Annotated in this window: 13 protein-coding genes; 2 read left to right on the forward strand and 11 right to left on the reverse strand. The window is 60.1% G+C overall.

The features are described from left to right. The first annotated feature begins 3 nt into the window (after nucleotides 1-3). Entirely contained in the window at nucleotides 4-1110 is a 1107-nt protein-coding gene (locus tag OQV00_RS05715; RefSeq protein WP_266279980.1) for a fimbrial protein, read from the forward strand. Here OQV00_RS05715 and OQV00_RS05720 read toward each other — a convergent pair. The 7 genes from OQV00_RS05720 to OQV00_RS05750 are packed head-to-tail and all read right to left on the reverse strand — an operon-like array spanning nucleotide 1107 to nucleotide 8069. Further along, nucleotides 1107-2072 carry an oligopeptide/dipeptide ABC transporter ATP-binding protein gene (locus tag OQV00_RS05720; protein WP_004866718.1) on the reverse strand — a complete coding sequence of 322 codons (966 nt, stop codon included), beginning with the start codon at nucleotides 2070-2072 and terminating at the stop codon, nucleotides 1107-1109. The two genes, OQV00_RS05715 and OQV00_RS05720, sit on opposite strands and share 4 nt — an antisense overlap. After that, the gene (locus tag OQV00_RS05725; RefSeq protein ID WP_004866715.1) at nucleotides 2065-3051 is read right to left on the reverse strand and encodes an ABC transporter ATP-binding protein; all 987 of its coding nucleotides are present in this window, start codon (nucleotides 3049-3051) and stop codon (nucleotides 2065-2067) included. The genes OQV00_RS05720 and OQV00_RS05725 overlap by 8 nt, the downstream gene beginning before the upstream one ends. Next, complete coding sequence (gene ddpC / locus OQV00_RS05730) at nucleotides 3048-3944, reverse strand: D,D-dipeptide ABC transporter permease (RefSeq protein WP_032724284.1); 897 nt, start codon at nucleotides 3942-3944, stop codon at nucleotides 3048-3050. The genes OQV00_RS05725 and ddpC overlap by 4 nt, the downstream gene beginning before the upstream one ends. Beyond that, nucleotides 3945-4964: an ABC transporter permease gene (locus OQV00_RS05735; RefSeq protein WP_004866710.1), complete on the reverse strand. Its 1020-nt coding sequence runs from the start codon at nucleotides 4962-4964 to the stop codon at nucleotides 3945-3947. 54 nt (nucleotides 4965-5018) lie between these two features. Further along, on the reverse strand, nucleotides 5019-6575 hold the full coding sequence (locus OQV00_RS05740) for an ABC transporter substrate-binding protein (RefSeq protein ID WP_369974013.1): 1557 nt from the start codon (nucleotides 6573-6575) through the stop codon (nucleotides 5019-5021). Nucleotides 6576-6577: 2 nt separating this feature from the next. Beyond that, nucleotides 6578-7162 (reverse strand): D-alanyl-D-alanine dipeptidase, encoded by a 585-nt coding sequence (gene ddpX, locus OQV00_RS05745; protein WP_004866705.1) that lies wholly within the window; start codon nucleotides 7160-7162, stop codon nucleotides 6578-6580. A 37-nt stretch (nucleotides 7163-7199) separates the two neighbouring features. Continuing rightward, a complete protein-coding gene (locus OQV00_RS05750) occupies nucleotides 7200-8069 on the reverse strand; it encodes a MurR/RpiR family transcriptional regulator (protein WP_004866702.1) in 870 nt (289 codons plus the stop codon). 316 nt (nucleotides 8070-8385) lie between these two features. Between OQV00_RS05750 and OQV00_RS05755 the strand changes: the two genes are divergently transcribed. Beyond that, complete coding sequence (locus tag OQV00_RS05755; protein ID WP_004866701.1) at nucleotides 8386-9147, forward strand: transporter substrate-binding domain-containing protein; 762 nt, start codon at nucleotides 8386-8388, stop codon at nucleotides 9145-9147. Nucleotides 9148-9223: 76 nt separating this feature from the next. Here the strand turns inward: OQV00_RS05755 and OQV00_RS05760 are convergent, their stop codons facing one another. From OQV00_RS05760 to OQV00_RS05775, 4 genes are all read right to left on the reverse strand, one after another. Beyond that, nucleotides 9224-10816 (reverse strand): cyclic peptide export ABC transporter, encoded by a 1593-nt coding sequence (locus OQV00_RS05760; RefSeq protein WP_266279983.1) that lies wholly within the window; start codon nucleotides 10814-10816, stop codon nucleotides 9224-9226. A gap of 33 nt (nucleotides 10817-10849) precedes the next feature. Continuing rightward, entirely contained in the window at nucleotides 10850-12832 is a 1983-nt protein-coding gene (fhuB, locus tag OQV00_RS05765; RefSeq protein WP_075808279.1) for a Fe(3+)-hydroxamate ABC transporter permease FhuB, read from the reverse strand. Then, entirely contained in the window at nucleotides 12825-13610 is a 786-nt protein-coding gene (locus OQV00_RS05770; RefSeq protein ID WP_226951612.1) for an ABC transporter substrate-binding protein, read from the reverse strand. The genes fhuB and OQV00_RS05770 overlap by 8 nt, the downstream gene beginning before the upstream one ends. Before the next feature lie 74 nt (nucleotides 13611-13684). After that, nucleotides 13685-15784, reverse strand: a complete 2100-nt coding sequence (locus tag OQV00_RS05775; protein WP_266279988.1) for a TonB-dependent siderophore receptor — start codon at nucleotides 15782-15784, stop codon at nucleotides 13685-13687. Between the last annotated feature and the right edge of the window lie 85 nt (nucleotides 15785-15869).

Here is a 15869-nt window from a genome sequence, read left to right on the forward strand (position 1 = left end):
GCCATGTATTACGGCTTTCGTTTAGTCGCGTTGCTGTGCCTGTTATTGTCGGCAATCTATAGTCAACCCGGATGGGCCGAGAGCTGCGGCGGTCGCGTAGGGCAGATGACGATTAACGTGCCGAACATTCGCTATTTGCCGACGCTACGCGCCGATACGCAGATGACCAACGCAATGGCCGATAGCGGCGGCGGTATTCACTTCGTTTGCGATCTGCAGCTGCCCGGCGCCAGCTGGAAACGTATTGTGTACCGGCAGAGCAACACGGCCGGCTCGCCGCGAATCATTAACGGCCAGCATGTTTATGCCTCCGCGCTCAGCGGGATGGGCTATTCGTTGGGCTTTCAGTGCGGCGGCGGTCCTGTTCACTATATTGACGGCAGCAATGCACCCGCTGGAAGTGAATCCGTGACGGTTTGCGAGAGTTCACAGCTGTCAACGCTGCTTGCCCTGCGGGAGGTGGTGGTGAAGGCGTATATCACCTTTTATAAAACCGGCGATGTCGCGTTGGTCAGCGGCAACCACGCCAGTGTCCCGGGGCTGCCGCAGGTAGGAAATTTATACATCGAGGAGCAGGACAGCAGCCGCACCTCCCGAACGGCCAGCGCGCCGGTGAGTATCGACCTCGCTGCGCTCAACGTGGATATCGGCGCCAGCGGTAGCTGTCAGGTGGCTCGCCCGACGATTAACGTTAATCTGGGTACGGTCAATAAAGCGGAATTCAAAGGCAAAAGCACCGCCGCCGGGGTGGCGCAGACCTTCAGCATCCCGGTCTCTTGCACCACGCCCACCGATATCCGTATTGGTTTTTTTGGCGTGACCGCCGATCCCGGCGTCAGCGATACCCTGGCGCTGGAAAAAGTCGACGGGGCCGCGAGCGGTGTAGGAATCGAGCTAAGCTATGGCAACAATCCCGCGCCGGCGCCCTCTGCGGGAACGCCGGTGAAAATCAACGAATCCAGCAACCTGCCGGTTCTTAAGCATATCGCGGGCGGGAACGCCGCCGCGGCCGAAAGCATCAACTTCACCGCCCGATACGTGCAAACGGGAGATGTCGTGACGCCCGGACGGGCTAACGGTCTGGCGACCTTCGCGCTCGAATACAACTAGAGGGCCTTCCCGGCGTTGAGCGGCTGGCCGATTAGCGCTTCCGCCTGCCAGCAACGGGCCGCGGTCCCGTTACCCGACGGGCGTAGCGGCTGCGGTTTCTCGCAGCCCGCGCCGGCGAACGGACAGCGATCGCGGAAGTAGCAGCCCTCGGGCAGATGGCGATTGCCGGGTAATTCCGTGTTGCGCGGCGCTTCGCCCAGCGCTGAGCCGATACGCGGTACCGAATCCATCAATAGCCGGGTATAGGGATGGGCCGGGTTATCGAGGACCTGACGCGCCTCGCCCATCTCAACGATTTGTCCGAGATACATCACGGCGACGCGATCGCTCATATGGCGCACTACGGACACGTTATGCGAAATCAGGACATAGGTCAGGTTCTGCTGTTTTTGCAGCTCGACCAGCAGGTTGAGGATCTGCGCCTGTACCGAAATATCCAGCGCCGAGGTCGGCTCATCCAGCACGATAATATCCGGCTTTGCCGACAGCGCGCGGGCAATGGCAATGCGCTGGCGCTGGCCGCCGGAAAACTCGTGCGGCAGGCGGTCGAGATACTCCGGGCGGATACCTACCTGCAACGCCAGCTGCTCAGCCAGAAGGCGTCGGGCCTGTTCACTGGGGCGCGACTGGATCCATACCGGCTCGGTGATAGTGCGCCAGACCGGGAGCCGTGGATCCAGTGAGGAGAGCGGATCCTGAAACACCATCTGCATACGCCCGCTGCCGGACGTCGTCGCGCGCTCAAACTGGCCGTGAGAGGGCTTAAGCATGCCCATCAGCAGCTTTGCAAGGGTACTTTTCCCGCAGCCGGACTCGCCGACGATACCTAAGGTTTCACCGCGATACGCCGTGATATCCAGCCCGTTTAGCGCATATACCCGTTCGACGACTTTGCCGCGCCAGTTCTTACGCGCCGGGAAGTTAAGATGAACATCGTTCAGTTTCAGCAGCATCTCAGACATGCGTTTTCTCCCGTTGAGGGTACCAGCAGGCCGCCTGCTGCCCGGTCTGTTCTATCGGGCGGAGCACCGGCGTGATGCCGCAGCCCTCGCCGGCGGCAAAGCAGCGTTCGCGAAAGGCGCAGCCGCCCGGTAATCGCGCCAGATTCGGCACCGTGCCGGGAATTGAGCGCAGCAGCGAACGCGGCTCGCCGTTATCCGGGGCGCTGTCGAGCAGGCCGACGGAGTAGGGATGCAGAGGCTGATGCAGCACCTGCTGTGTTAATCCGCTTTCAATCACCGCGCCGGCATACATGACGTACAGCCGATCGCAGATCTGTGAAACCACCGCCATATCGTGGCTGATAAACAGCACCGCGGTGCCCGTGGCCAGCGCTTTCTGTTTTAGCAGGCGCAGCACCTGGCGCTGAACGGTCACGTCCAGCGCGGTGGTCGGTTCATCGGCAATCAGCAGGTCGGGCTCGCAGGAAAAGGCGATGGCGATCATCACCCGCTGGCGCATCCCGCCGGAGAGTTCGAAGGGGTAACGCTCCATCACCCGCTGCGGATCGGCGATCTGCATATCCGCCAGCAGCGCCACCGCCCTGGCGCGCGCCTCGCGGGCAGAAAGGGGACGATGCTGACGAATAACGTCGACCATCTGCTTGCCGATTCGCCGCGTTGGATTCAGGGCGGTCATCGGCTCCTGAAAAATCATCGCCACCCGACGGCCGCGGATATCGCGCATCTCTTGCTCTGAAGCCTTGAGAATATCGTTTCCCATCAGCGTCACCTGACCGCTGTGAATCTGATAGCTTGCCGGCGGCAGCAGACGCATCGCCAGCATAGCGGTGACGGATTTGCCGGAGCCCGATTCCCCCACCACGCCGACGATTTCGCCGCGGTCAATATGCATCGAGACCGCGTTCAGTACATGTACTTCCCCCTGGTAGACGGGGAAGCTCAAACGGACGTTGTCGATTGTCAGAACCCGATTACTCATGCGTTGCGTCCTCCGGACTTCGGATCCAGTAAATCCTGGATCCCGTCCCCAAACAGATTAAAACCGACGGCGGTGATCAGGATCGCCGCTCCCGGGAAGGCGCAGTACCACCACTGATCGAGGACGTAGTTGCGACCGTTTGCCACCATCGCGCCCCACTCAGCGGTAGGCTGTTGCGCGCCGAGGCCGATAAAGCCCAGCGTTGCCGCCATCAGAATGGCGCTGCCGATATCCAGCGATGCCTGCACCACCAGCGGCGGCAGGGCGTTGCGTAAAATATGCCAGCTGATCAGGTGCCAGCGGGAGGCGCCGAAGGTTACCGAAGCTTCGACGAAGCTGTGCTGGCGCACCACCAGCGTCTGTCCCCGCGCCAGACGGACATAAAACGGAATACGCACAATAGCGATCGCCAGCATGGCGTTGAATAAGCTTGGGCCTAACGCGGCGGCCAGCGCCATCGTCAGCACCAGCGAAGGGATCGACAGCATGATATCCATCAGCCGCATGATCAGCGCATCGCTGCGTCCGCCGAGCACGCCGGAAAGGCAGCCCAGCAGCGAACCGCTGATCCCGGCGATCAGCACCACCGCCAGGCCGGCGGCGATCGATTGCTGGCTACCGATCAGCACCCGACTGAACAGATCGCGACCGACCTCGTCGGTACCGAACCAGTGGGACAGCGACGGCGCCTGCAGACGGGCGGTGAGATCGATTGCGTTGGGATCGTGCGGTACCAGCCACGGCGAGAAGATCATCAAAAACAGCATGATCAACATAATGGCGCCGCCGATCAGCGTCAGCGGGCTTTTGCGTATCAGCCACAGACGGCGCTTCCACACGGTGTTGCGGCGGGTTTTTTCGATAGCGCCGGGGCGTTCCTGGGTCATCATCACTTAGTTTTCTCCCCGACCCATGCGCGGGTCTATCCATAAATAGAGCAGGTCAACGAGCAGATTGACCAGCACGTAAGCAAAGGACACCACCACGGCAAAGCCCATCACCGCCGGGAAATCGAGCGCCTGAATAGAGGAGACGACGTAGGCGCCCATTCCGGGCCAGGCAAAGACGGTTTCGGTCAGCACCGCGCCGTACAGCAGATCGCCCAGCGCCAGCCCCAGCACCGTGACTGAGGGAATCAGCGCGTTAGGCAGCGCATAGCGCATCACGATGGTCCATTTTGGCAGGCCGCTGGCCAGCGCCGTGCGGATATAATCTTCACTCAGCTGCTCCAGCATGGCGGAGCGAATTTGCCGGGCGACAATCCCCAGGTGGACGAAGGCCAGCGTGGTTGCCGGCAGAATCAGATGCTGCAGCGCGTTAAAGAACACGTCGATGTTGCCTTCCAGCAGCGAATCGATCAGATAAAAGCCGGTCACGCGGGTGGGCGGGTCAAACCAGTCGTCAAGGCGCCCGCTGCCGGGCAGCCAGTCCAGTTTGCCGTAAAACAGGACAATCACTCCCAGCCCCAGCCAGAACGCCGGGGTCGAGATTCCGGTCAGCGCCATCAGGCGAACCAGGTGATCGGTCCAGCGGTTGCGATATACCGCCGAAAGTACCCCCAGCGGAATGCCGACCACCAGCGCGATAAACAGGGCGCAGATCGCCAGTTCGAGCGTGGCCGGGAAAAAGGTCTTTAAATCTTCCAGCACCGGACGCCCGGTACGGATGGAGGTCCCCAGATCGCCGTGCAGCAGGGCGTTGACATAATGGAAAAACTGCTGCCATAACGGCAAATCCAGCCCCAGCTGCTGGCGGATATGGCGGACGATTTCGTCGCTCGCGCGATCGCCTGCCAGCAGCCGCGCCGGATCGCCGGGAATGAGGTGCGAAATAATAAAGGTGATCACGCAGACGCCGGCGACGACGAGGACCAGCCCCCAACTGCGTTGTCGAATTAAACCCCAGAAACTCATGATGACGCCCTCTGCCGGGCCCGCGACGGCCCGGCATCACAAGGTTAAGATGCGCTATTTGTGCATATCGGCAATATTGAAAATCTGCTCAAGCATCGGGTTGAAGACGAAGCCCTTGACCTCTTTATTCATCGCCACCTGGTAGTTCTTCTGGAACAGATAGACGTAGGCGGCCTCATCGATAACGGTTTTCTGCGCCGCCTGATAATCCCGGGTGCGTTCTGTCTGGTCGGTAGTGGCGACGGCCTGTTTGAGCAGCGCGTCAACCTGCGGGTTGGCATAGAACGAACGGTTGCCCGGCAGCCCTTTTTTATCTGACTCGAACCAGTAGTTCATGAACATATAGGGGTCGGCGAAATCCGGGCTCCAGTTGCCGATAGCGATATCGTAATCCCCTTTACCAATGCGCTCGCGCATGGTGGCGTTAGCCAGTTTTTCCAGCTTCACCTGGATGCCGAGGGTTTGCAGATTTGCCTGGGTGGAGAGCGCAATCGGCTCCCAGTTCGGGTCGTTATCGGAGTAGAGGAACGACAGGGTTTTTGGCTTATCGGCGACGTTGGCCAGCGCGGCTTTGGCTTTATCCATATCAAGGGAATACTGCATCGCGCTCGGGTCAAAGCCCCACATACCGTCGGGGATTGGGCCGCGCATCTGTTTGCCGTTGCCGCCGAGAATGCCGCTGACCATCCCTTGATAATCGGTGGCCCAGGAGACGGCGCGGCGTAAATCGACCTGATTCATCGGCGCTTTGCTGTTGTTGAGATACAGGTAGGTCACGCGTAGCGCCGGATAGTCATACACCGCCACGCTATCCTGCTTCTTCAGGGCCGCAAACTGGTCGACCGGCAGCGCATCGGCAATATCCAGATCGCCCTTGGTCAGCTGCAGACGGCGGGCGGCGCTTTCACCAATAATCTTCACCGTCACGCGTTTAAAGGTCGGCTTCGTGCCGCTGAAGTGCGGGTTGGGCACCAGCACCAGCTGCTGGCCTTTCTGCCAGCGCTGCAGCATATAGGCTCCCGAGCCGGCGGTGTGTTCCGCCAGCCAGGCGCGGGCGTCATCGGCGGCGTTGGCCTTCAGGACCGCCGGGTTGACGATCGACGCGCCATCATTGGCCAGGGTGTGGAGGAACGGAGCGAACGAGTCCGGCAGGATGAAGCGCACCGTGGCGGGATCCACGGCCTCAATTTTCAGCCCGCTCGGGAAGGCTTCCGAAGGACCTTGCTTAATGCGCATCAGGCGTTCGAAAGAGAGTTTTACCGCTTCGGCGGTGACCGGCGTGCCGTCGTCAAACTGCATGTTTTTGTGCAGTGAAAAGGTCCAGGTTTTACCGTCATCAGAGACCTGCCAGCTTTCGGCCAGGTCGCCCTCGACGTCCGTTGAGCCTTTCCCGTCCTGGGTTTTGTATTTGACCAGCCGCTGATAGGCCGGGTAGGTGACCGTCCAGTCGTTATTATCAATAGTGACGGCCGGGTCGAGCGTCTGCGGATCGGCGGCTTTACCGATGACCAGCATATCTTTGGGCACGGCAGCATAAGCCGGGGCGATAGCCGCTGCCAGCGCAACGGCCAACAGCAGCGGGCGAAAACCGGTAAAAGAGGTGCGACTCATATTCATGGAATGACTCCGTCAGTGTGAGCGGGGGACAGGCAGGCGAAAACATCGTCAAGGAGCGGATAACCGGCCGCATCCGGTAATTCGAAGTGCCACCATTCCGTGGAAATACCCTTAAAGCCGCCGCCAAACATAATGGCGTTCAATAGCAGGCGGTTACGTTGGGCGGCCTGGGGAACCGCCGGGTGATAAGGGTGAGAGAGATCGTCCATCTCATCGAAGGCGGTGCCCATATCCAGCGGCTGGCCGTTTTCGTCGATTAACGTCACATCAATAGCGGTACCGCGGCTGTGGTTCGAACCCAGCGCAATCGGCACCACGTAGTCCTGGTTCGGACAGGCGTTCCACAGCAACTGCTGCGCCTGCTGCGGACGATAGGCATCGAGAACCTGCAGATTCAGGCCCGCCAGCTGCGCGATGCGCAGGGATCTCTCCAGCGCCGCCGCCGCATCCGGGTGCAGCAGGCAGCGGGCTTCGGCATAGATGGGCTGGCCGGTAATGTTATCGGCGCTGGCGTACTTGAGATCGATAGCCAGCGCCGGAAAGCGCGCGCGGATATCGACCAGAGTGACTTGCTGATTCATCTGTTGTTTCCTGTCCTGGAGCCTGACGAGCAGGCGCTTATTCACGTTCAAATTGACCAAATTCCTGCTGCAGCGCCCGGTTTTCGGCCAGCCGGCGCGACAGCGTCGGGCCGAGCTGCTCGACGACCGCGGAGAGCAGCAGGTTGAAAAGACAGCTGATTGGGGCGAGGGAATCCCAAAAATGACCGGTATCGGTTTTGACCTGCAGCAGATCGACCGGATAGTCGCGGGCCCACGGACACCAGATATCGGTGACCAGCGCGGTGGCAATGCGCCGCTCGGCGGCAACCCGACAGAACTGGCGGGCGGTGCTGGAGTAGGCGCGGGTATCCGTCAGGATGATGTAAGGGTGTGCGTATTCGGAGTTCAGCGACTCCAGCCAGCTACCGGAACTGCCGTCGGCATAGGTCACGCGCGGGCGCAGGTATTCGAGATGGCTAAAAAAGCTGTTGGCGATGCCTCGCGTGGACTGGATCCCGAGCACAATCACCGTATCGGCCTGGGCGATCCGCGTGCTGACCCGGGCGAAGGTCTCTTCCTGCGCCAGCTGATAAACATAGCGGATCGCATCCAGCTCCATCTGCAGCGACAGGCTGGCGCGATCGGGCTGGGTTTGCTGCTGCGCCCAGGAGTCGAGGCGGTCGATGACGCCCCAGTGTTTATAGGGCGCCGGGGTATGATCTTTCAGACCGTTTTTGACGTCGTCGAGGTTGCGATAGCCGAGTTTGCGCAGGCAGCGGCCGACGGTGATCCCGCTGGTACCGGTCGCCAGCGCAATGCTATCGGCCGTTTCATAGGGAATATGTTCCCGATGGCTCAGTAGCCAGCTGCCGATGCGTTTTTCACTTGGCGTCAGCTGACTAAATATCGACTCGATGGTGCGAAACAGCCTGGAGTTATCGTTCATACCCGCCTCTCAATGAGATTTCTCTCTCATGAACCCGCATTGTGTTACTCAACTAACAAAGCACGATGCATGCCATCTGTTCCGGAAAACCGTTTTTTGCGGTATCACTGGGAAAATGCGCGAGGCAGGCGAACAAAGAGCGTATATTTTCGCCAGAATATGCACAAAGAAAGTGCAACGTTTCCTGGTTGTGCATCACAAAAATAAAACATACGATTAACAATGTTGTAATCTGTGCAACAAATGAGCAGAAAATAAAGCGCGCTGGAATCGTGCAAAACCTTCACAAAACCCACGTATTGATAAGGATGATGGTATGAACTTAAAGGTCTGTCTGACCTTCGTACTCGCGAGTATTGCCTGCGGTAGCCAGGCGCGGGATCTGCAGGCGATTCAACAAAGCGGTGAGTTGAAAGTGGGCGTTCCGGGCGACTATGCTCCGCTGGCGTTCCACAACGAAGCGGGCGAACTGCGTGGTTACGACGTGGATATGGCAAAGGATCTGGGGCAGAAGCTGGGGCTTAAGGTCACCTTTGTGCTGACCAGCTGGCCGACGCTTTCCAGCGATCTGAAGGCCGATAAGTTTGATATTGCGATGGGCGGTGTCACTGAAACCCCGGAACGGGCTAAAGATTTCGCCCTCAGCCATCCGGTGGTGGCAAACGGAAAAATCGCCCTGGCGAACTGTATGGCGGCCCCGGCACTCGGCAGCCTGGAAAAGATTGACCGCCCCAATGTGAAAGTGATTGTTAACCCGGGCGGCACCAATCAGAGCTACGTCGATGCTCATCTCAAACATGCGCAGATTATCAGGGTCAAAAACAACGTCGATAATCTCGAGGCGTTACGCCAGAAAACCGCCGATATGATGGTCACCGACCTGATTGAAGGCGTCTATTACGAGAACAAAGAGCCCGGTGTCTTCTGCGTCGCGACGGATAAACCCTTCCCGGGCACCGCCAGTTTTAAAGTCTATATGATGAACAAAGATAATCAGCCGCTGCTGGAGAAGGTGAACCGCTGGCTGGACAGTCAGGATAAAAATATCCTCAAACAAAAATGGAAGATTCACGAATAGGTGCCGGCGGAGATAACCTTACCGACGGGTAAAGATATCTCCGCGAAATCGCGCCTCTGCGCGGAGCACGCGCGGACTACACAACCTGCCCAGACTCCAGCTTGATAATCCGATCCGCCAGGTAAAAGTAGCGGTCGTCGTGGGTGATCGCGACGATGGTCCGGCCTTCGGATTTGAGCATTGGCAACAGCTCCAGGTAAAACACGGCCTTAAACTCCGGGTCCTGATCGGCGGCCCACTCATCAAACAGATACAGCGGGCGCGCCTCCAGCCAGGCCTGCAGCAGCGCCAGCCGCTTGCGCTGTCCCTGCGAGAGGGCGGTCGTCGAAAAACGGCCGTTCTGGAAACGTACTTTATGACTGAGCTTTAGCAGATGCAGCAAATGCGCCACCTGCGCGGGCGTCCGCTCATGGATAAACGCCACGTCGTCAAAAAGAAAAAAATCGCTGAAAACCACAGAGAACAGCTGGCGATAGCCTGCCTGCTGGTCGGCGGCAATCTTGCTGCCGTTCAGTAAAATGGCCCCGCTATCCGGAGGATAAAGGCCGACCAGCAGATTGGCGAGCGTGGTTTTGCCGCTGCCGTTGCCGCCGACCACAAACACCAGTTCCCCGGGCGTAAACTGCAGATTCAGCGGCCCGAGGGTAAAGCGTTCGCCATCTTCTCCCTGGTACTGATAGCGAACCTCTTGCAGCGTCAGGGAGCGAAAGGGCACCGCAGGCAGCGGGCGCTGCGGCTGTTCCGGGGGCAGATGGTCACGCAGGTGCTGCACCCGCTGGAGCGCCACCCGGGCGCTGGCAATCGTTGGCAGCGATGACAGCACGCCTTCGACCGGCACAATCATGTAGAGAAAGATCATGACGTAGCCGGTGATGGCCGCCGGATCCAGCGTCAGGGAGTCCCGCAGGCCGAACAGCACCAGGCCGATAAAGGCAAAAAACAGAATACTTCCCCAGCTGGTGGCCAGCCCGTAGAGGACATACCCGCGGGTCCGTTCCCGGCGGACGGCTTCAATGTTGTCCGCCAGCTCGCCATACACAAATCGCTGGCGGCGAGCGGCATTAAGCCGGTATTCGCGTCCGCCGTCGAACAGTTTTTTGCACTGTTGAATCAAGGTGTCTTCCCGCTGTCGCGACCGGCGCAGCAGGCCGATCGCCCGGCCGTGGGCGGCGCGATAGCCCAGAGTGCCGAGGGCTATCGCCACCAGCGCCAGTGCGAGAACGCTGGCGGAGAGGGTGGCGAGGTAAATCAGGCAGCCGATAATGACCGCGCCGTAGATAAACAGGTTTGGCAGGCTGACAAAAAATACCACCAGGGTGTCAAGATCCTGAGTCAGCACTGACACCGTTTTCGCCATCCCGGCACGCTCCAGCGACAGCCAGCGGGTCTCGCTGACGTGGCGGGTGAGCTCGCCGCGCAGGTGCGCCTTTACTTTCTGCCCGAGAAACATAAACGTGGTCTGCGAGACAATCCGGGTCGCCAGCATCAGCAACGCCAGCAGCGCAAACTGTATTCCCGGAGCGAGAGCGCTTTTCTCCTGCGGCAGCGTCAGACTGTGGTTAATCATAGCCAGCAGCGACGCATTGCTAAACCCGCTGATTAACCCGGCGACAACCGCCAGCAGCAGCCAGCCGCCGACCATACGAAATAAAATCAACAAAACCGACATGCGGCATTCCTTTTTTTCATGGCTTTTTATCTGTTATTCAGCCCCACGCTGGCCCTTTGCGCGAATCAACGGCCAGACCAGCAGCGGGACGCCAATAAGCGAGGCCACCAGTCCGACCGGAAGCTGGCGCGGATAGAGCGCGTTGCGTCCCAGCCAGTCGGCGAGGGTCATAATGCAGGCGGAGAGCAGCGCGGCGGTGTAGAGCTGCGCCAGCGCGCCTTTGACACCGGTTTTACGCGCCAGATGCGGCCCGAGCAGGCCAATAAACGACACCGGGCCAACCAGCAGCGTGGCGAGCCCGGTCATCAGCGCCGCCAGCGTCAGTACCCCGAAACGGGCGCGGGGCAGGGAAAGCCCCAGCGAACCGGCAACCCCGCCGAGCGGCAGCAGCACCAGCCAGCGGCGGAACAGCGGCGTCAGGGTCAGCAAAATCAGGGTGGCAATAAACAGCCACTGCGCCAGAGGGGCGCTGATGTAATAGGTACTGCCGGTCATCAGCGGCAGCAGCACCGAGCTGGCAGCAAGGTTATTGAGCATGACCATGCTCACCGCCGCCTGGCACAGGGCATTGAGGGCGACGCCGTTGAGTAACACCCGCTGCGGATTAAAGGCGCTGCGGCGGCTGTTCCACATCGTCAGCAGCAGGCTGATAAGCGCGCCGCAGAGGCTGCTGAACAGCAAAAAAGTGCTGCCGTGGGTGGGAAATAGCAAAATATACACGGTCACCCCCATCGCCGCGCCGCCGCCGATACCCAGCACTTCAGGACTGGCGAGCGGATTGCCGCTAACCCGCTGCATCAGTACCCCCGCGCCAGCCAGCAACGCGCCGGCGCTAATGGCCGCCAGCAGACGCGGCAGCCGTAAAGGCAGCAGCTGAGCCAGCTCAGTCGAATGCGCCCAGTGCCAGTGGGCCAGACCATGGCCGAAAAACAGCGAGATAGCCACGGATACCGCGAGGGCGAGCACTGCCGCCCAGGGAATCCAACGGCTGGTGTGGGACGACATCTGCGGCGGCGGGGCGGTATCCAGACTCTGCTGACGGGCGAAGCGCGCCAGCAGGATCAGCAGCGGTCCGCCGGTCAGAGCGGTTAACATCCCCACCGGCAGCAGCTGGCCGTTAAACAGGGAAACACGTGAAACGCAAAGGTCGGTAAACCACAGCAGGCCTGAGCCGGTCAGGGCGCTATGCAACACCAGCTGGCGCGAGGTGCGCGCGCCGCCAAAACGGGCGAGATGCGGTGCGGCAAGACCAATGAAGCCGATGACGCCGACGGCATTGATGATAAGCGCGCTCATCACCAGCGCCAGCAGCACCGCGGCGGCACGAATCCGCAGCGGTGAAGCGCCAAGACTATTCACCATGGTTTCCGGGAGCTGCAGCAGTTCCAGCGGGCGAAATAGCAGCATCAGTAGCCCGACGCACAGCGCCAGCCACGGCAGCAGCGCCAGCAGCAGATGGCTGTCCTCCTGCGCCAGCGAACCGCCGCCCCACATCAGCACGGTCAGCAGGAAACGGTCGTTGATAATGGCGATCAGCATGGTCAGCGCACCGCACCACAGGTTAATCATCATTCCCGCCTGAATCATCACCAGCGGAGAGAGGCGCTGGCGCCAGCTCAGAAGCAGAACCAGCAGCAGTGCGACCAGCTCGCCGCCGATAATCATCCCCATCCGCATTCCGCCGGTCAGCGCCGGTAGCCACAGCGACGCCAGGCCCATCGCCAGGGTTGCGCCGGAAGTCATCCCGAGGGTGATCGGCTCCGCCAGCGGGTTGCGCAGCGCGCGTTGCATCAGCCAGCCGCACAGCCCGAGCGTCGCGCCGCCTACGATGGCCATCCCCTGTCGTGGAAGCCACATGCTGTGCAGGATAATCGTCGTCGGCTGAACGTTGTGGGCATCGAACAGCGCGGCAAACCCGCCCTGATGCCGCACATCGCCGACCGCCAGCAGCAGAGAAGCCAGCCACAGCATGCCGATAACGCCCCAGGAGAGATGACGGGAAAAGGGCTCATGCATCGCGCCACCCCGCCATCAGCTGGCTGAAAATATCGGCAAAACGCCCGGCGGTGATCAGTGCGCCGGCGTCGCTGATGGGCTGCTCAATCAGCGCGAGTGGATAGCGTGAGGTCAGCGGCAGGCTTCGCCACAGCCGGCTTTGCTGCCAGTGCGCTACCGCCTCACGCTGATCCGCCGCGACCAGCAGGATCGGTCGGGCATCGAGGGTGGCGATACGGGTGAGCTCCACCAGGACGTTGCCTTCGGCGCCGCCGCTTGCACGCCAGGCGTTGCGCATCCCGCAGGCCGCCAGTACATCGCCCGGCAGACTACCGGCGGTATACAACCGCAGGTGTAACGCATCCACCGGGGAAGCGAACAAGACCGGCTGAAGCAGTTTCTGCGCATAGCCGCGGGCACGGATAATGCGCTGGGACAGAGCGGCGATCAGCGCGGCCGCCTGGGGTTCACGTTTAAGTACGATACCCAGCTGTTGCGTGGCGCTAATAAAGGCGCTGAGGCCGTGGGCGGGCAGCGTCACGAGGGGGGCCACCTGCGCCAGAGCCGGTTTTAACAGGGCGTGTTGGGGAGTGATCACAATTGTGTCCGGTTTCAACGCATAGAGCGTTTCCAGATTAGGTTGAAACAACAGGCCTAAATCCTGCACCGTTGCCGGCAGAGTCGGAACGGAGATCAGTTTGCGATACCAGTCCGGCGCCGAAACCCCCGCTGGCGTAATGCCGAGAGCGAGGATCATTTCGGTCAGCCCCCAGTCCAGTACCGCCAGTCGCTGTGGCACAGGCGAACTGCTGGCCCACGACAGAGCGGGGGCCAGTAGGGCAGCAGTGAGCAACCTGCGTCGTGACAGCATGGCTACCACTTGTAGTTCACGGTGGCAATCAGCTGGCGTTTCATCGCATATTCGCAGCCGTTATCCTGACACGAGGCGAGATAGGTTTTATCCGTCAGGTTGGCGGCGTTAAGCGCCACGCCCCATTCACGCCACTGGTAGCCAATTCGCGCGTCGTACACCGTCGCCGCCGGGACTTTCAGGCTGTTATCGCTGGTGGCATAGCTGCTGCCGATATAACGCACGCCGCCGCCCAGCGAGAAACCGTCGAGCGGGCCGCTCAGCGCATACTGGGTCCACAGTTTGGCGCTGTGACGGGAAATCCCCACCGGATGTTTGCCTTCCGTGCCGTCGTTAGCGCTGGTGACTTTCGGGTCGGTGAAGGCCCAGGATGCCAGTACCGACCAGGCCGGGGTGAGGTTGATTTTGCCGTCCAGTTCGACGCCGCGAGAACGGATCTCACCGGTTTGCACGCTGAAGTTGGCATGATCCGGGTCCGGAGTGGCGACGTTGGTTTCACGCAGGTTAAACAGCGCAAGGGTAAACAGCGCATCGAGGCCAACCGGATCGTACTTCAGACCAATCTCCGACTGTTTACCTTCGGTGGGCTTAAAGGCGTGGCCGTAGAAATCGATATTGCTGCTCGGCACGAACGACGTCGAATAGCTGATGTACGGCGCCAGTCCGTTGTCGAAGTGGTAGAGCAGCCCGGCGCGGCCGGTGGTGGCGTAATCGTTACGTTCGCTGCGGCTATCGGTAAGCAGATCGGTGCTTTTCGTTTTCGCCGCATCGTACCGCCCGGCGAGATTGACGATCCAGTTATTCCACTCCAGCTGATCCTGTAAATAGAACCCGGTTTGATCCAGAGTTGAGTGGGTATTGCTGGTGAAGGCCGGTTTTTCAACCGGGGTGCTGTAGTCCGGATCGAGATAGTTGATCGGGCTGGCATCGCCGTAGCCGGCCTGGCTGCGTACCGAAGTGTGCATCCGGTCGATCCCCGCCAGCAGAACGTGAGCGATCGGGCCACTTTGCAGGTGAAACTCCGCCTGGTTGTCCACCGCAAAGTTGGACATGGTCTCTTTCAGGTTCATCGAATAGCGGTCTATCAACGGCGCGTCGGCGTGCTCGCCCCACGGATAAACCATCAGATAGTTACCTGTACTGCTGATATAGCGCAGGTTCTGACGGAAGGTGACCGTATCGTTAAAGTCATGGCGGAACTGATAGCCAATACTGCCCTGTTCACGCTCGTACTTATCAAAACCGGGCTGTCCGCCGTAGAAGCTGGTGGAGATCTGCCCGTTAGGGTTATGGGTCAGGGTGCCTGAGATCGGCATCTGGTTGTAGAAGCCGCTGTCCGGGTCTTTGCGCAGCTGTGCAAGGAGGGTCAGGCTGGTTCGCTCGTTCGGCTGCCAGGTCAGCGAAGGGGCAATATCATAGTGCTGGTAGCGGGTGTGATCGACCTGGGTTTGCGTATCGAAAAAGGTCCCTGCGACGCGGCCCAGTAGCGTTTTGTCGGCGTTCAGCGGGCCGGTAACGTCGAAACCGGTGCCAAACAGGTTGTTATTGCCCGCGGTGACATACACCTGACCGCCGGCGTCAGCCTGCGGGGTTTTGCTCACCATATTGACGATCCCGCCCGGATTGGCCTGCCCGTAGAGCACCGATGCCGGCCCTTTGACCACCTCTATGCGCGAGAGCAGGAACGGATCCCACGCCGGGCGGCTCCACCAGGCTTCACGCGGCAGACGCAGGCCGTCGAGATATTCGTCGGCTTCGAATCCACGCACGATAATGGTGTCGAAACGGGTATCCGGCCCGGCGTTTTCCGAGGCGACGCCGGAGACGTAGCGTAGTGCTTCCGGAATCGTCTTTGCCGCCTGCGCCTCAATTTGCGCCTGGGTGATGACGGCAATACTTTGCGACGTCCGGCTAATCAACTGGCTGGATTTACTGCCCGCCGTCGCGCTGTGCGCAACGATGTTGCTCTCGTCATCCTGCCCCTGCGCACCGGCATCGGCGGTAACCACTATCGTCTGTTCTTTTGTGCTATCCTGCCCGTTATCCGCAGTGAACGCTTGCCCGCTGTATCCTGCGATGATCGTACATGCCAGTACTTTCAACGGTTTATCCCTGAGAAACTTGCCAATCTGTCTCATAGCATTTCCGACTGTTATTAGAATTGGATGGAAATGATAATTATTCAAC

The organism is Klebsiella sp. DY2415 (assembly GCF_026314315.1).
GTDB lineage: Bacteria > Pseudomonadota > Gammaproteobacteria > Enterobacterales > Enterobacteriaceae > Klebsiella > Klebsiella ornithinolytica.